At 59.8% G+C, this 16,059-nt stretch carries 19 protein-coding genes and 1 pseudogene; 8 read left to right on the top strand and 12 right to left on the bottom strand.

Going from position 1 to position 16,059, the window contains the following annotated elements; translation table 11 throughout:
- Positions 1-149 precede the first annotated feature (149 nt).
- Positions 150-437, bottom strand: coding sequence for an HU family DNA-binding protein (locus tag E3T29_RS06955; RefSeq protein ID WP_134344794.1), 288 nt, complete (start codon positions 435-437; stop codon positions 150-152).
- 647 nt (positions 438-1,084) lie between these two features.
- Entirely contained in the window at positions 1,085-1,648 is a 564-nt protein-coding gene (locus tag E3T29_RS06950) for a TetR/AcrR family transcriptional regulator (RefSeq protein WP_134344793.1), read from the bottom strand.
- Between the two features lie 186 nt (positions 1,649-1,834).
- Here E3T29_RS06950 and E3T29_RS06945 point away from each other — a divergent pair, with 186 nt between their 5' ends.
- From E3T29_RS06945 to E3T29_RS06935, 3 genes are all read left to right on the top strand, one after another.
- Entirely contained in the window at positions 1,835-2,467 is a 633-nt protein-coding gene (locus tag E3T29_RS06945; protein ID WP_198417723.1) for an NAD(P)H-binding protein, read from the top strand.
- 40 nt (positions 2,468-2,507) lie between these two features.
- The gene (locus E3T29_RS06940) at positions 2,508-3,365 is read left to right on the top strand and encodes an isocitrate lyase/phosphoenolpyruvate mutase family protein (RefSeq protein ID WP_134344791.1); all 858 of its coding nucleotides are present in this window, start codon (positions 2,508-2,510) and stop codon (positions 3,363-3,365) included.
- Between the two features lie 338 nt (positions 3,366-3,703).
- Complete coding sequence (locus E3T29_RS06935) at positions 3,704-4,132, top strand: DUF6234 family protein (protein ID WP_134344790.1); 429 nt, start codon at positions 3,704-3,706, stop codon at positions 4,130-4,132.
- A gap of 109 nt (positions 4,133-4,241) precedes the next feature.
- On the opposite strand, the gene E3T29_RS06930 is transcribed toward E3T29_RS06935, so the two are convergent.
- Positions 4,242-4,565: a hypothetical protein gene (locus tag E3T29_RS06930; RefSeq protein WP_166792346.1), complete on the bottom strand. Its 324-nt coding sequence runs from the start codon at positions 4,563-4,565 to the stop codon at positions 4,242-4,244.
- Positions 4,566-4,852: 287 nt separating this feature from the next.
- Here E3T29_RS06930 and E3T29_RS06925 point away from each other — a divergent pair, with 287 nt between their 5' ends.
- The gene (locus E3T29_RS06925; protein ID WP_198417722.1) at positions 4,853-5,434 is read left to right on the top strand and encodes a VOC family protein; all 582 of its coding nucleotides are present in this window, start codon (positions 4,853-4,855) and stop codon (positions 5,432-5,434) included.
- A gap of 228 nt (positions 5,435-5,662) precedes the next feature.
- Here E3T29_RS06925 and E3T29_RS19600 read toward each other — a convergent pair whose 3' ends face one another.
- Together E3T29_RS19600 and E3T29_RS19595 are read right to left on the bottom strand one after the other, a co-directional pair.
- On the bottom strand, positions 5,663-5,977 hold the full coding sequence (locus E3T29_RS19600; RefSeq protein ID WP_166789945.1) for a transcriptional regulator: 315 nt from the start codon (positions 5,975-5,977) through the stop codon (positions 5,663-5,665).
- Complete coding sequence (locus E3T29_RS19595) at positions 5,974-6,435, bottom strand: hypothetical protein (protein WP_166789944.1); 462 nt, start codon at positions 6,433-6,435, stop codon at positions 5,974-5,976. Before E3T29_RS19595 ends, E3T29_RS19600 begins: the two co-directional genes overlap by 4 nt.
- 156 nt (positions 6,436-6,591) lie before the next feature.
- Here E3T29_RS19595 and E3T29_RS06915 point away from each other — a divergent pair, with 156 nt between their 5' ends.
- The gene (locus E3T29_RS06915; protein WP_134344787.1) at positions 6,592-6,999 is read left to right on the top strand and encodes a RidA family protein; all 408 of its coding nucleotides are present in this window, start codon (positions 6,592-6,594) and stop codon (positions 6,997-6,999) included.
- Positions 7,000-7,102: 103 nt separating this feature from the next.
- Here the strand turns inward: E3T29_RS06915 and E3T29_RS06910 are convergent, their stop codons facing one another.
- Positions 7,103-7,591, bottom strand: coding sequence for a hypothetical protein (locus E3T29_RS06910; protein ID WP_241987682.1), 489 nt, complete (start codon positions 7,589-7,591; stop codon positions 7,103-7,105).
- Positions 7,592-7,678: 87 nt separating this feature from the next.
- Between E3T29_RS06910 and E3T29_RS06905 the strand changes: the two genes are divergently transcribed.
- Positions 7,679-8,227, top strand: coding sequence for an alpha/beta hydrolase (locus tag E3T29_RS06905; RefSeq protein WP_166792345.1), 549 nt, complete (start codon positions 7,679-7,681; stop codon positions 8,225-8,227).
- Between the two features lie 48 nt (positions 8,228-8,275).
- On the opposite strand, the pseudogene E3T29_RS06900 reads toward E3T29_RS06905, so the two are convergent.
- A pseudogene (locus tag E3T29_RS06900) lies at positions 8,276-8,728 on the bottom strand (IS30 family transposase); the annotation flags it as partial.
- A 235-nt stretch (positions 8,729-8,963) separates the two neighbouring features.
- Between E3T29_RS06900 and E3T29_RS06895 the strand changes: the two are divergent.
- Entirely contained in the window at positions 8,964-10,169 is a 1,206-nt protein-coding gene (locus E3T29_RS06895) for an IS110 family transposase (RefSeq protein ID WP_370449130.1), read from the top strand.
- On the opposite strand, the gene E3T29_RS06890 is transcribed toward E3T29_RS06895, so the two are convergent.
- Positions 10,127-11,188, bottom strand: a complete 1,062-nt coding sequence (locus E3T29_RS06890; protein ID WP_134344784.1) for an IS30 family transposase — start codon at positions 11,186-11,188, stop codon at positions 10,127-10,129. The two genes, E3T29_RS06895 and E3T29_RS06890, sit on opposite strands and share 43 nt — an antisense overlap.
- Before the next feature lie 165 nt (positions 11,189-11,353).
- Between E3T29_RS06890 and E3T29_RS06885 the strand changes: the two genes are divergently transcribed.
- Positions 11,354-11,683, top strand: coding sequence for an integrase core domain-containing protein (locus E3T29_RS06885; RefSeq protein ID WP_134344783.1), 330 nt, complete (start codon positions 11,354-11,356; stop codon positions 11,681-11,683).
- Between the two features lie 327 nt (positions 11,684-12,010).
- On the opposite strand, the gene E3T29_RS06880 is transcribed toward E3T29_RS06885, so the two are convergent.
- From E3T29_RS06880 to E3T29_RS20655, 4 genes are all read right to left on the bottom strand, one after another.
- Positions 12,011-13,546, bottom strand: a complete 1,536-nt coding sequence (locus tag E3T29_RS06880; protein ID WP_198417721.1) for an amidohydrolase family protein — start codon at positions 13,544-13,546, stop codon at positions 12,011-12,013.
- A gap of 62 nt (positions 13,547-13,608) precedes the next feature.
- Positions 13,609-14,541 (bottom strand): carbon-nitrogen hydrolase family protein, encoded by a 933-nt coding sequence (locus E3T29_RS06875; protein WP_104199173.1) that lies wholly within the window; start codon positions 14,539-14,541, stop codon positions 13,609-13,611.
- Positions 14,542-14,584: 43 nt separating this feature from the next.
- Entirely contained in the window at positions 14,585-15,289 is a 705-nt protein-coding gene (locus E3T29_RS06870; protein ID WP_134344782.1) for an ABC transporter ATP-binding protein, read from the bottom strand.
- Positions 15,276-16,043, bottom strand: coding sequence for an ABC transporter ATP-binding protein (locus E3T29_RS20655; RefSeq protein WP_370446120.1), 768 nt, complete (start codon positions 16,041-16,043; stop codon positions 15,276-15,278). The genes E3T29_RS06870 and E3T29_RS20655 overlap by 14 nt, the downstream gene beginning before the upstream one ends.
- Between the last annotated feature and the right edge of the window lie 16 nt (positions 16,044-16,059).

The raw sequence follows: 16,059 nt of genomic DNA, 5'->3' as shown, positions 1-16,059 counted from the left end.
CCGTTCTGCCTAGGAGTCCAATGGGCGCGTCCGCTCACACATACTCCGCGCGTTGGGGGCGCGTCACGGTCAAACCCAACACCGCTCAGTGACACACTGTAGAGCGTCGATCGCATCGACGCTCTACGTGCAGTGCGGTGGGCGGAAGCTTATTTGGCGGCTGCTTTGAGCTTGCTTCCGGCAGTGAGCTTGACGCGGTGACCCGCGGCAATGGCGATCTCCTCACCCGTCTGCGGATTACGACCGGTGCGCGCCGCAGTTGCAGTGCGCTCAACCCCGAACCATCCCGGGATGGTGACCTTGCTATCGTTCTTCACGGCCTCAGCGAGGGTTGCAAAGAATGTGTTCAGAATGCCATCTACTGCGACTTGGCTCTGTCCTGAATCGGCTGAAACCTTCGCGACGAGCTCAGTCTTGTTCAGCGAATTATCAGTCATTGAGTGTCCTCCTCGGACCTTTGCCTGTAAAACCAGGTATTCACATAAAGCGGGCGACGCTTCCAGAAAAAGCGTCCGGTCACCGGTGGTGACCGAATCGAATCTAACAGAGTGTGGGTTTCACGTTGTTATGGCAAAGTTTCTTCCGAACAAAATAGCGGCGTTTGTTGAGAGGTCTCACTAATACCGGCGCATTCCACGAAAAGAATGGCCAATCCGCTTTCTATCGCTGATACAACGCCGCCGTGAATCCGAAAGCCACGGCCGTAGGTAGACATACGGCGCCTCCGCCCATGTCCGCACAACCGATGCTAAAACCGAGGCCTGCGAGTCGCTGGGTTGCGTCCCCTCGTGTGGTGTAATTCCCGGGGTTGAAGTCGTTGGATTAACAACGTGGTGAACCACCGTGCGACGGTCAGTGAGTACCGATCAAAGAACTCACAGAAAGACACATCACACGACCCTTCTATGGTTGAAGTCAAGCAGAAAAATCGTGTCAGCAGAAAGGAAGCGGCAGGAAATCAGGGACGGTTCATTGAACTCTTGGGTGAAACGCCTACGTGCTGCGGTCATGCTGTTCTCTACTTTCAGTGAACCCTCATTTTAAGAGGGCCCACTGTCCGAGATATCCGCGGCAGCTCAAGACGCTATGTGACGTTGCATCGTGGGAGCCCGTCTAGGTAGGCCTGAATTACGCTTCTCGCGTTGATGGGCGCTGCCCCGGCCAGGCGGTACATCATCAGGGCATCGAGGAGTCCCACGAGATCTGCCGCGTAGTGTGACGGGTTCTCGACCCCGAGGACTTGCAGGACGGACTCTGCCCCCTGTGCCAAGAGTGTGCGGACCGGTGAGTCCAGGGTGAGGAGGGCGTGCAACTCCTCGTCGCCGCGGACTTCGAACAGCAGCGCGAAGCGGGACGACTGCTCGTCGGCCCGTCTAGCTAGATGGTCGAGCAACGTGGTCAACAATGCTGCTGCTTCGGATGCGGTCAGCGATGCGGGTAGGGAGAAGCTGTCGAGGTCCGTCCGTGTCTGTGTTCCGAGGTGCTTCACGACCAGCATGACGAGGTCGCGATGAGTACGGGCGTAGTAAGACGTCGAGCCTGGCGGCAGCGAGGCCTCTCGGTCGACCGCGCGATGGGTCAACGCCCGTACTCCGCCGCGGGTGATCAGTCTGACGCCTGCTTCAGCAATCAGTTGACGTCGTTGCATGTTGTCCTCACCTCGAGCTGCCTCTACGATCGTAGTAGGTTTTACTTTTGTAGAGGAAGGTGAGAAACGGGTGTGATTATGGGCGTTGCGGTCATAGGTGCGGGGAAGCTCGGCAGAGCGGTCCAGTTCGCGCTCTCCCTCCGAGGAGTGCCAGCGCAGCTCCACTCGCGCTCGACAGGCTTCGACGTGCTGCTCCCGGATGCCGGCGCGCATCTCGGGAATATTGATGTGGTGGTTGAAGCCACGGACATTTTCACGCAGGATCCGGAGACCGCCCGCGACTTCTTCGTCCGTTCGACGCGGGCCGTCAATGCAGCAGCTCGGGCAGCAGGGGCATCGAAGCACATCCTGGTGTCGATCGTGAACTGTGCGAAGCCCGAGTTGCACGGTAACGGCTACTACGCGGGCAAAGCAGAGCAGGAGCGTGTTGCCCGCGCCGAGAACGTAAACCTCACGATCGTGCGTTCGACGCTCTGGTACGAGTTCGCACGCCAGAACATCGAACGTTTGAGGTTCGGACCGTTTGCCGTCGTCCCGGCGATGACCACCCAGCCCATCGCACTATCCGCGGTTGCCGATGTGGTCGCCGACTGCGTTGTCGGTGAACGCTGCGGGCCCGGCTACGACGTGGCGGGACCTGAAGTCACGACTCTGTGGCGGATGACCAAGGCACTCCCTAACAAGAAGGTCTTGGCATTGCCGGTTCGTGCGCCGGGCGCTGCCGGTCGTGCTTTCCGTGATGGAGCCTTGTTGCCGATGCCAGACGTCGAAGTGATCGGCCCTCGATTCGTGGACTGGCTCTCGCAGGAGGGCTCGTGACACGAAACCATTTCGCCGTCCGGAAGGAACAGCTGCTGACATGAACATGCTTCGCACGGCCTTGTCCGATGGCACGACGTTGCTGATGCCCAACGTCTGGGACGTTCGTTCTGCCCAGGTTGCGTTAGAGAGCGGATTCTCGGTGGTTGGAACCTCCAGCGCTGCGATAGCGGCAGTACTGGGCGGGGGTGATGCTGAACAGACATCCGTTGATGACATGGTGGGTTGGAATCGGAGGATCGTCCGCGCGGTTTCACCTTCCAGCGTCAACGTGGATCTGGAGTCAGGTTACGGTCTATCTGCCGCCGAGATTGCTGACGTTGTCCGCGATATTGGCTGTGCTGGAATCAATATCGAGGACTCGAATCACGACGGCGATGGCAGTCAGCTCGATCGTGAATCCCAGGCGATTAAGCTTGCGGAAATCGGTGCTCATTTTGAGAAGATTCCCGGGCGCCCCGTGCTCACCGCCCGAGTGGACTCCATGCTCGACCTCATCCATGAGGGCACGTACGGCGATAGCCCGCTGGCTGACGGGCGCGTCGACGACTGCGCCGAACGCGCACTCGCATACCTCCACGCAGGAGCCGACGTTGTCTTCCCCATCGGCCTGAACAGCAGGCGTCAGTTCCAGAGATTCTTCGCGCGCGTACCTGCCCGAAGCACATCACTACTCATCCCTTTTCTCGACAACCGTATCGACTTCGTGCGAGGTCTCGGCGTCACGAGAATCTCATTCGGAGGAACCTCCCGCGACGCGAGCGATGACTCCTTCCGCCACAGGCTACGACGCCTCGGCGGGAACGCTGGTCCACTGCGCCTGGCTATCCGCGCAGGAAGCGGATGGCTTGGCAGACGACTCATTCCGCTAAACCACCGCCTCGAGAACGAAGGGTGATTTAAGATCGAGCTGGTCGCCGGAGACCACCAAGCGTTCTCTTGCGGGCGCGACGCCCGGTACTCGTAGACATCGGTCGGTCAACTTGAAGGTCGCCCGTTAAGCGTTCCTCTTGCAGGTACTGAGCGCCAGTTGAGCACCGGCACCCGAGATCTGACGCGCTCGGTTATAGAGATCAGTAGAGTGCACCGGCCGCATTTGCCACGATAGAAGTGTTGGCGGGCGATCACCTGCGGAATTATTCGTCGCCAGAAGTGACGAGTTAGGAAATCGCAGACGAGTCCAGAGTGGTCGAGCTGCCTGATCAGCTGCCGGGCGACCGTGACTAGGCTGGCGTCATGAGCAAATGGCGGGGAATCGGCGACGTTGCTACCGTCAATGACCACGCAACCGCCCCTGCCAAGAGGGGCGGCTTCGACTTGCTTACTCTCGGGTCCGCGTTTGTGACTTTCGTGCTGACCTTCGAGCTCGTACGCCGCGCGTTTTCAGCAAGCTTGAGCCCGCAGCCGCCGACCTCGGACATCGTGGGCTACTGGGTGACCGCCGGAATCATGGTCGCCCTTCAAGTCGGGCTTCTCGTGAGGGCAATCGTGCGGCGTCGGGTCGGCCTCGTGTTCATCGCGAGCGTCGCGTTGATCATGGCTCTTGGAGTGGCGCTGTTGATGTCAGTGCCAAGGATCGACTGGCGCCCTGAACCCCCGGCTTCAACGATTAACCCGAATTATCACCCCTGCTACAGCGGAAGCGGTGACTGCATCGGGGGCTGAGTTCAAGGGCCCTTTACTGCGTGCAGGTCGTGAGTCCGGGGGTTCGTCGTACGGGGCGGCTCTTGCCTTTTGACACAGCGAGTTCGACATCCGCTCACTGAAATCCGTATTATCCGCCGGTGAACATCGCAATGCCCGTCTCGGCACCCGCGTCGGCGCAAGCGAGGGACAGCTTGTCGAGGCCGTCGTTCCACTCCGCGGACCCAATTCCACTCGATGTCATGGCGCCGAGGCTGATTACGGGTGCAGCGTCCCTGAGAGCGACGGTTGCCTCGCTAACGTCGCCACTTCCGCTGGTCGGCACCCGATCCAGTACGCGCGTGGCCAGCCGGTACCAGCCCTGTTGTTCCTGAGTGGCCATCCGACCATCCCGAAGACCAGCATCGGCGTTCGCGGTAATTGTCAGAACATCGCCGAAAGCGGTGCATGTCACCGCGTCCGTTGTGGATGTGGTGGCTGGCAGAGTCGGGCTTACAGCAGGTGCGGAATCTGCGGTGCACCCGGACAGCGCCAGCGCACCGGCCAGAGCGAACGAAGCAACTAAGACGTTCCAGTATCTCATTGGGGCCTCCCCAGGGCTCACAGTTGAACTTCACCCTATCGGACCACAAGCGTGAGCCGCTCGGGGACACCGGCGCCTTCGCTCACGCCCGCCCGAACGTCCCGTAAAGGTTCCCAAGTGACACGACGGCGGCTCGCGGCCGACGGGTGGATCGGCGGATGAAAGTCCAATTTGGCTCAGGACATAGTCTGGAAGGTGTGATCTCTCTGGAACCCACCTTCGTCCCGTCGACATCCGCCTTGACCGATGAGTTCCAGGAAACGTCCCCTCACGACAATGCCATCGCCGACGTCGTCAGCACACCAGGCCTGGGACTCGTTCCGGAACTTCTCATCACCTCTGTCGACGAGAGCTTGGATTTTTGGTGCCGTCTGTGCGGATTCGAGGTGTTGTACGACCGCCCAGAGGACGGCTTCGCCTATATCGCGAGCGGTACCGCACACATCATGCTTGAGACAATGGGCATAGGACGCAATTGGATACCGGCAGCGTTAGAGCTGCCCTTGGGCCGCGGGATCAACTTTCAAATCACCGTCCCATCGATTGAGCCTATTGTGGCCGCTCTCCGTGTCGCCAGCTGGGACCTATTTATGGAACCGGAGACGAAATGGTATCGGACCGGCGCCATCGAGGCTGGTGTCGGTCAGTTTCTCGTTCAGGATCCTGATGGATATTTGATTAGATTCCAGGCGTCCCTGGGTAGAAGGCCTGTTGAACCAACATCGGTGTTGTCGCAGTAGTAGCGATATTGCGATAGTTAGTGGCCCCGGGCGAGAATGCCATGCGCGATGGATCCGGCGTTTGGTCGTCCCGTAGAGGGTTCCTCGAAAGGGATCCTCGTGGTCGCGATTGATGCGGCGGAGATGGCCAGAGCGAAGCCACGGAGCATCAAAGCCGCGATAGGCAGGAAGAACATCCACAACGGTTGCGTGTTCGAGACCTCGAGGAACGCGGAGAGAATTCCGGGTCTACGTCGGCGAGGCCATCTGGTTCAGCGCAGCCATGTGCTGAACGAAGGCATTTCTGCCGATATCGGTCAGTGAGATCCACGCTGGGGGCCGACCCGGGCCCTGGGGTTCACCTGTCTGTACTTTCACGTAGCCGGCCTCGGTGAGCCGCTTCAGGTGTTTGCTCAAGGCGGATTCACTGAGGTCGGCGACGTCCCGCAGGACCCGGGACTCCAACGCCGTCGTCGCAGCGAGCGCGGAACATATTCGCAGACGTGCAAGTTCGTGAATGAGCGGATTCAGCGTCTGAACCGACAGCTCAGGATGGGAGCTCACGAGTTCGGGTCTCGCAACTGGGCCCGCAAGGAGTTGTCGTAGGCCCTGCCAGCGACGACGGTGACCACTAGGGCTACAGCAGCCAGTATCCAGGGCGCCTGCCCGATGCCGAACTCGTGTCCGAACAGATAGGACAACACGCAGGAGGCGATAAGGGTGGCCAGGACGATGGCCAGCAATGCCCGCCCACGCTTGCCTCCATCGGGGGCATGCGGTCCACGCAAATCGACCCCCGACAAGTTGCGGTACAGCAATCCCAGCCCCAAAGTGCCCACAAGCACGAGCGGCAGCACGACCAGGCCCTTGCCGATCGATCCGCCGACAGCCAGAACAAGCAGTCCCATCAAGAGTCCCAGCGCCGGGTGATACCACCACGGCGTCGAGATGCGCTCCGCCAGCTTCAGCCGCGCCTCAGCCGCAGCAGCCAGTCCTGCAGATACACCATTGTTTCTTTCCATACAAGCAATTTACTAGATATGTGCCCATGAGGCAACTAACCCGTAGCAACGATGCAGGCAGACCATCCAAGGGCTCTTACTTTCCCGTAGGGGGTTCCGCTTGCGGGCGTCCGTGAGTAAGCCGGCCGCGAGTTGGCTTTCCCATACAGTGAAGGCATGCCCCAAAACGTTGTCCTGATCCGTTCAGCTGAGCTTTCCGATGTGGCACAGTATGCCTACGCGGCAACAGCTCCCGCTGAGGCTCGCCTCATCTTTCTGGCCGGCGCCTGCCCGCTCAATCTCGATGGCAGCACCGCAGGAGTCGGAGACTACTCGGCGCAGGCCACCAAGGCGATGGAAAACCTCGTTATCGCCCTGCACGCAGCAGGCGCCCGACTCGATGATGTCCTGAGCACACGAGTTCTCGTCGCATCCTCCAATCAGAGCGACCTCGTCAAGGCTTGGGCAGTCATTCGCGAGGCCTTTGGCACGCATGACGTACCGAGCACGCTCTTAGGAGTCACCGTCCTCGGCTATACCGATCAGCTCGTAGAGATTGAAGCCGTCGCTGCAGTGCTCGACTGACGAGGCCGCCCCGTAAGGGGTTCCCCTGTGACACAGAACCGCACCGGCCGACTGGCTTCGAATCTCGCGACCAGATCAGTGTCAACAGCCGTCCGGCTTGCGGTCACGGTGCGACGACGACCTGGACGTCGTCTTCGTACAAGATCAGGCCGGGATCTTTGCATCGACGTTCGACCCACCCAACGCCGTAGCGATCCAAGAGGTTCAAGTATCCAGTCGCTCGCGTCAGAAGATGATCAGCACCCGCTTTGAACCAGCAGACGGTGCGGGGATGGACGGAACGGTCGAAGAGCGTGCTGTCGATCGCCCCTGGGTTGGCGTAGGCCACGTTGAACCAGTCATTGTTTTCGCGCCACCAGACGAAGTCCTCGTCGCTGAGCATGTTGGAGTGAGCAAGCCCGTTTGCAAGCGCAAAGATCTCTGGCGTCATACCGCGTGAGTTCGTGATCGTTGCCTCGAAGCGCACATACATAGCTGAGAGCATGCCAGCATGCGTTGCTGAAAACGCGCGCGGCGCGACCCGCCCGCTGAGGGTTGGCGGATTCAGCTGGACAGGAATTTTAAGTTGGACAAGATGTGCACGCTCCTGCATTTCGTCGCGGTGTCGGCAGACCCCCAATCGGGCCCGGCGAGCGTTCCTTGGGAGATGGCGACGCCCGTGACACCCATACGCTGGGGGATGAGTCATCGACCGGACGTCATTCTCGTCCACGGGTTATGGCATCAGCCTGCGCATTTCGATCGTCTGACAGCCGTTCTTCGTGCGCACGGGATCGGCGTGCACGTTCCGCGCCTGCATCGGGGCTCGCTCACGAACGACACAGCGGCGGTGCAGAGTGTCGTGGACGCGCTTCCGGTCCCGCCGGTTGTCTTGGGGCATTCGTATGGGGGTTCCGTTATCACCGGCCTCGATCGGGTGCGTCACCTCGTCTACGTCGCGGCATTCGTGCCGGCCGTAGGTGAAAACGGTGCGCTCCTCGGCGGCACGGGCGCTCTCGTCAACGACGCGGTGCGGCGCAACACGGACGGAACGACCAGCATCCCGGCTGAGCACGCTCGCGGGCTTCTGTACGCCGACTGCACGGAATCTCTCAGTGCATGGGCGTCGGGACTGCTCGTGCCACAGCAGCCGGGTCACGGCCGCGGCGTGCCACAACGCGTCGCTTGGACAAACGTCGAAAGCACCTATGTCAAATGTGTGTCGGCGGACATGAGAAGCTGCCCATAAGCGGCCACGGAACCTTGGATTCCATCTGTCGTTGCAACACCGCGCTGATTAAGTACTGATTAGTAGATCACGGAATCGCTCTGCCGGGGTGTCCCAGCCGAGCGTTTTGCGGGGTCGGCCGTTCAGTTCCTGCGCGACCCGTTCCAGATCCTCGGGGCTATAGACCGATAGGTCGCTTCCCTTCGGGAAATACTGGCGCAGGAGCCCGTTGGTGTTCTCGTTCGAGCCCCGCTGCCAGGGGCTGGCCGGGTCGCAGAAGTACACCGGCATGTCTGTCGCTGTGGTGAATGACTTGTGGGTCGACATCTCTGATCCCTGGTCCCAGGTCAGCGACCCGCGGAGGTGTGCCGGCAGGGTGCCGATCGTGGCCACCAGACCGTCACGGACAGCGTCCGCTGTGTGGGCTCCGGGCAGGTGGACGAGCATGACGTAACGGGTGGTGCGCTCGACCAGGGTCGCGATCGCGGTCTTGTTGAGTCTGCCGGTGATGAGGTCACCTTCCTTACGTTGTTGTGGTGGGTGATTTCGGGACTGTCGTAGTGTGTCGATCACCCTCGGGTGGCGGGTATGGCTGAGATCGCCTTGCCGCATAAACGGCTCACTGGGAATGGCCGCCCGCTGCCCGCAGATGACTCGACCGCTGATTGAGAATTGCGACATTGATCGCTGGGTAAGGACGTGCCGGCGCGGTTATCGACAGGGAAACTGCTATCAACGAGACGGAAGGAACATTCAGATGCCAGCAGTATGGGCGGGAATCGATCCAGGAAAGCGGGCGCATCACTGCGTCGTGATCGACCAGTCCGGGGAGATGCTTCTCGCCCAACGGATAGATAACGACGAGACCGTGCTGCTCGAAATCATCGCCACGGTCACCGAGATCGCCGATGGGCACGAGGTCGTATGGGCGACGGATCTGAACTCAGGCGGCGCAGCTCTCCTGATTTCCTTGCTGGTCGATCACGGCCAGCAGCTGCTCTATATCCCGGGCAGAATCATTCACCACGCGGCTGCGACCTACCGCGGTGAGGGCAAGACAGACGCGAAAGATGCCCGAATCATCGCCGATCAGGCACGGATGCGCACCGACCTCCAACCCGTTCGCGATGGTGATCAGATCAGCGTCGACCTGAAACTCCTGACCACTCGACGCCTGAACATCATCCACGACAGGGTGCGCGCAATCAATCGGCTCCGCGCGACAATGCTGGAGTACTTCCCCGCGCTGGAGCGCGCGTTCGACTACTCCACAAGCAAAGCCGCTCTCACCCTCTTATCGACCTACCAGACGCCCGGAGCGCTTCGCCGGATGGGAGTAACGCGTCTGGCGGCATGGTTGAAAGCCCGCGGCTGCCGCAACAGCGCCACCGTCGCCCAGAAAGCAATCGACGCCGCGCGTGAGCAAGAAACGACGTTGCGCACCGAGATTGTCGCCGCCACCCTCGGGTCGCGCCTGGCCGCCGTAATCACCGCAATCGACGCGGAGCTGGTGGAACTCGACAAAACCATCACCGCCCGATTCAACGAGCACGAGAACGCCGAGATCCTGCAGAGCATGCCCGGCTTCGGCCCCATACTCGCCGCAACCTTCCTCGCAAACATCGGTGGAGACCTCCGTAATTTTGAGAACGCCGATCGACTTGCCAGCGTCGCAGGCGTCGCACCAGCCCCCAGAGACTCTGGTCGCATCAGCGGCAACCACCACCGGCCCCGCCGATTCAACCGGCGGCTGTTACGAACTTGCTATCTCGCAGCACTATCAAGCTTGAAGAACAGCCCCGCCTCCAGGGCTTACTACGACCGAAAGCGCCGTGAAGGGAAAAACCACAAACAGGCGCTGCTCGCTCTCGCCCGGCGACGCATCAACGTCCTCTGGGCAATGCTCCGCGACCACACCCTCTACCAGGAACCAGCAGAGATCCCGATGCTCAAAACCGCTTGACAAAGACATTGAGATTCCCAATGCCCGGGGACGGCACGGTCCTCGATTTCGGGTGGCCGGTCGGCGATCATTACCATCGGGTCGCGGAATCGAGGCCGCCGTGCAGATTCGGTCTTCTGCGGTTTGCGGCGTGTTCGTCCGGACCGCAGCGCCTCCTGCACTGCACGGCGCAGGCCGCCCCTAGCTTGCATGTAGAGCGCCTGATAGATCGTCTCTGGTACCACGCGCATGTCCTTGTCGGTCGGGTAGTGCTTGACCAGAGCCTGACAGATTTGTTCCGGAGACCAGCGGATCTGCAGCTTCTCCTGGACGAACTGCCGCAGGCCCTCCTCTGTCACGAGCTTCGCTTCCCGAGGCCGTGGTCGGCGTGCGGCGGCAGCACGCTGGGCCGCATACGGAAGGTAGGTGAGATTGTTCTGCCTGTTGCGGATGATTTCTCGGCTGATCGTCGACGGCGCCCGGCGGAGTGTCGCCGCGATCGACCGGATCGACATGCCCGTCGCGGACAGGTCACGGATCGCTTCCCGATCAACCAACGACAGGTATCTCGAGTTGATGGGTTTCAGCTTCGCGGGAGTCAGCCTGATATGGGAATCACTCAGTACGGTCACGGTCTTGTTGTAGTCGATGATGCGCCCATCGGGCAGGACCCGGCGGTTGTCGGCGTGCCGGATGCCCTGGTCCCAGTCGACCGCTGTGCGAATGTTCAACCCGACCTGCCGGGCTGCCTCTTTTCGTGGGACGGCGTCGGCGCGCAGACGGAAGTACTCGGTCCGTCGTGCACGTTGGGCGACCTTCACGTCGATGCCCGCGAGGGTTACCCAATGCCGACACGTCATGGGCTTGAAGCCGAGTTCCTCGGCGGCGAGGCGGATGCTTCCGAGCCGTTCGAACGCGGCGAAGAAGGATGCTTTCTCGTCGTCGGTGAACGTTCGGGCTGGTGCTCGTGTTGTCTGTTCGGAAACCATGGTTGCAACTCCTGAATAGTGCTGAGTGTTGCAAGGACCGATAGAACCCAAGCAGTTTTCCTGGCCGTCAGTGGGCAGTTCCGTGGCCGCCTATGGGCAGCTTCTCATGTCCGCCGACAGTTGCTCTAACGCTCAACAACCGACCACGCAAAATCCTTGGCTGGAGTACCCCCACCGAGATGTGGGCAGAGCACCTACTATTGACCGAACAGGCCGGTGTTGCTTCGACCAGTTGAATCCGCCCAGTACACGTCCATCAAGTTCACCGAGACCGTAGCGCTCGAGGGACTGGTCGCATCGATCGGCACGGTTGGTGACGCGTATGACAATGCGGCCGCCGAGACCGTAATGGGCCTCTACAAGAACGAGGCCGTCGCGAAGAACTCACCTTTCATCACCGGTCCGCTGAAGACCCTCGCCGACGTCGAGAAGCTGACCTTCGACTGGCTCGACTGGTACAACAACGGCGGCTACACAGCGCCTTGGGGAACATGCCGCCGGCTGAATATGAGCTCAACTATTACGCTGGAACAAACGGTCCGATAAAAATCGAAGCCGCCAATAAAACGGCGGCATGAAACCCCGGGACGGTTCACCTATGCCCACCAACGATCACAGAGCGGGCGGGATACGCGCGTGGAATCGAAGGCTGGCTTGGACCGCATCACCTCAGTCATTTGAGATCACACCAGAACCTGGAGGGAAGCGTGGCCAGCGAGCTAAATGACGACGCGAGGCCGACGCCATCACTAACCCGCCGAAGGGATTCATGTCCCTGAAAGCTCCTGATTGTCGAGACATGTGGGCGATCAGAAGGTTCCCTGCCACCAGGCTTCGCCATGAGTCCGGAGTACAGCGCGCCGCCACCGATGTTCAGTGGTCGTGAACGGTTTCGAATATCGCACCATTGGCGCTCTGCTCGGCGACGATGTCACGCACATCGGAAAGCATGTCCCGAGCATTGAAGACAGCACCCGCCTTGATCGTCAAAGTGACACCGCCGACGGCACTCCTACCGCCATCGGCTTCTTCTGCGCTGTGACCGTGCCCGTACAGCACCTTCAAGTTCTTCAGAGGGTTTTCTTGGACGATGAGGAGGTCCGCTCGCTTACCCACTTCTATACTTCCCGTGACGGTGTCGATGCCTGCAATTTTGGCACCACCAAGCGTTGCAATCCCGATGACCTCAAGTGCGGAGACACCTGCTTCACGTAGAAGCTCCAACTCTTCGATGAGGCCAAATCCATACACCTTGTAGATGAAGCCAGAGTCACTGCCTGCGCCAAGGAGTCCGCCCCTGTCATAGAAGTCTCGAATGAAACTCATCCACAATGAGTAGGAGCGACGCCATGAGACTTCCTCCTCGGTTCCCCAATTCTCAAAGAATGAACCATGCTCTCCTGAGTTAGGGGAGAAGAATGCTTTCAGCTCACGGGCCGTATAACGCGGGTGCCACTCCGAGGTCCTAACTCGGGCGGCGTCTCTGGCACCAATGTAGACATTGAATGTAGGGACCAATGCGGTACCGAGGGAAACGAATTCGTCGATCGTATCGTTCCACCGTGCACTACCGGGCGGCGCCGCCGCCTCCCACAAACGCCCAGCTGCGGCGAACCGGTCGGCCTCGTTCACGTAGTTGTAATCGCTCGGGTAGTCCTGCACTCGTCGATCGGTAAACATAGCCTCGGGAATTCCGTACCAATGTTCTACACTCTTGAGTCCCCATCGCGCGGTATCGAGTGCATTCGCGCCGGACACATACTGCTGGGCGTGGTGGCATGCTGTCTGAAGGTTATGGGCCTGGGCTTCCTCAAGCGTTGCTTTCATTACGTTGGGGGCCAGGCCGAAGAGCTTGATACCTTTCGCGCCATGAGCAGCAACGGTTCTGACCCAGGCGCGCGCTTCGTCTGGATCAGAGATCCAATGATCTGCGCCCCACCCAAAATACACATATGGAACGATGTCTGGCGCAGCAATCTCGTATCGGTTGCTGAGCCGGGCCTGTTCCAGTGTGAAGTCAAGGCCGTTGTAGATCGAGCCAAGTTCCCGCACTGTGGTGACCCCATGACCCAGCCATAGCTTGTGCACATATTCGGCACTTGGCACCTGCGCGGGGCCGCCAATATGCGCGTGCGCATCTACGAGGCCAGGCAGGATATAGCAGCCGTCAAGATCCAAGACGGCATCTTCCGGACCGGGCACCAGTCTGACGGGTGACTGGTTCTGCCAGGGTGACGTGCCATATTGCACGATCCGTGTGATCGTGTCCATCTCTATGACAATGTCGGCCGGCCCAAAGGGTGGTCCTCCAGTGCCGTCGATGACTATCACTCCACGGAGGATTAGTCTTTTGTGCGGTTTTCCGGTGGCTACATAGGCCAGCTGGATTTCATCAAGAAACGCGTTCACAGCGGAAGATTCCCTCTTTGGATGTCGCGGTGGGCTGGATGGTGGGGCTCGAAAACAACGGGCTAAGCGGGATGAGGACCGTTGATCCGCATCGAGTCCGACTGTCCGTAGAGGTCCGTTCGCACCAATTCTTCATAGAGATCCGGCCGACGGTCCTGCACCAAGTTGAGCCCGAAGAAGCCGTTCGTCCTGCTCCGAACGACCTCGGCCTCAAGGTCTGCCGTGTGAACAACAACCCCCTCCTCATCGTCGAGCGCAGCAACAACGTTGCCGAACGGGTCCACGATCTGCGAACGACCCCAGTAGTCCAGTCCCGTACTGTAAGCCCCCTTCTCGCAGTGGTTGGACGTAACCAACCACATCTGGTTGAAAAATGCATTCGCTCGGGCAGCAAGGTCATGGGAATACCCGTGATAGTCCGTTTCTCGGTCGTGTCCTTTCATCGGCCATGCCGTGGACTTCAGTGCGAGATTGGCACCCTTCAGGGCAAAAGTTCGCATCACCTCCGGGAACGCTAGGTCATAGCAAATCAAGCTTCCGGTCCGGGCGAACGGAAGATCAAAGACCGGTAGCTCCTGTCCAGGATTGAAGTACGGGAACTCGAACTGGTTGTGGGTTTTGCGGTACACATTCACGACACCTTCAGGTCCGATGACGGCTGCCGCATTTAGAATCACGTCACCCCGAACAGCCCTCTCAGCCAAGCCGAGCTGGATGTACATGCCATGCTCTGCCGCCTTAGCAGCGATGACATCCGTCGCTGGTCCTGGAACGGTTTCGGCGTTTCGGTAGTAGTACTGCTTTTGGGCTACGCTGCTGGTGCTCCCTAAAGCAAATGCCAAGTCGGCGTAGCCTTGGAGCCCCACCTCAGGCAACACGAGAATGTCCGCCCCCTTGGCCGCAGCCTCATCGATCATTTCAACAAACTTCCCCAGGTTGCGACCTTTGTCTTGCTCTATGCGGACGTTTGCGGTCGCGAGAGTAGTAGTAGGCATTTCACTCCTTTTTGTGCGTTATTGGCTGCGCAGAACAACTGCATTAGACCTGCTTCTTGTGAAGGCCAAAAGTTTCTTCCATGAAGAAATCAATGTCCGTCGAGTTCGACGGGTCTATAACTCGGGCGATTTCACCAACTCGCAGCAGTGCCATCCGGTCGGCCACTTGGGCGGCGCGGGTAACGCTCTGCTCCACCAGCACAACACCCATTCCTTGCGTGCACAGGCGCGAGACGTGGCCGTAGATCTCATCGATTACCGATGGGGCCAAGCCAAGCGCAGGCTCATCGAGTAACAGGTAATCCGGTTGACGCAACAGCGCCCTAGCAAGGGCAACCATCTGTTGCTGGCCACCACTCAGAAGTGATGCCGCTTCACCCGTGCGGCCCTTCAGCGCCGGAAACAAATCCAGAATGTCGTCGAGCTGCTTGCGTTGGGCCCGCGTTGTCCCCAGAACGATATTTTCTTTTACCGTCAGATCCGCGAGCAATCCTCGTCCCTCGTGAACGACAGCGATTCCGTTTGCACGCACGCGTCGATGAGTGGGCAGCCTACTAATATCACGCCCATCGATGCTGATCAACCCCGTAGTGGTCACCAGGCCAGCAATGGCGCGGAGCGTCGTTGTCTTACCTGCCCCATTGGTCCCGAGTAATGCGAGTGTTTCCCCGCGCGCAACGCTGAGGTTTACGCCAAAGAGAACCTGAGTTGTGCCGTACCACGCCTTTACAGATTCAAGCGTGAGCATTAGCTGCCCTTCCGAAATAGGCGATCTGAACCCGCGCGTCCGAAAAGACCTCTTGCGGCGTCCCGGTCATGACGTGACTACCCGAATCCATGGCGATCACGCTCCCGCAAAGTCGCGTGACAAAATCAATATCGTGCTCAACTACCGCCATTGTCAGCCCGGTTTGTTCGTGCACTCGGACCAATGCTCCCGCCAGCTCAATCCGCCCACGTTGGTCGAGACCGGCAGCCGGTTCGTCCAAGAGCACAACTGGTGGTGCACTGATAAGCACTCGCGCAACTTCAACCAGCCGTCTGCTAGCGAACGGAAGAGAGTCCACGGACCGGTGAGAGTCCGAGCTCAGCCCGAGGAGCTCAAGCACGTCGGCGGCCTTACTTCGAGCTACCGTTCGCCATTTCCAATGTGCAGGGAGGCCAAGTATCTGCGAGCAATCTGACGGTTGATGCAACCGTTCAGCGCCGAGGAGGACGTTATCTAGAACGCTTTCCCGCTCCAGTAGACGCACTGTCTGGAAGCCCCGGATTACCCCCGCCCGCGCTCGTCGGTGCGCAGCGAGTGTAGTCACGTCCTTCTCCTCGAGGTACACAACGCCGCTGTGCACGTCCGTAAAGCCGCTGAGCGCGTTGAGCAGAGTAGTCTTCCCAGCCCCATTTGGACCAATCAATCCAGTAATGGCGCCGGCCCGAAGCCCAACACTCACCTCACTAAGTGCCGTGAAGGAGCCGTAACGCACAGTGAGCTGATCCGTCCGCATCGCATAACCAGTCGCG

The sequence above is a fragment of the Cryobacterium sp. TMT1-66-1 genome, assembly GCF_004403435.1.
Taxonomy (GTDB): Bacteria; Actinomycetota; Actinomycetes; order Actinomycetales; family Microbacteriaceae; genus Cryobacterium; species Cryobacterium flavum.
This window is presented reverse-complemented; position numbering and strand designations above follow the sequence as displayed.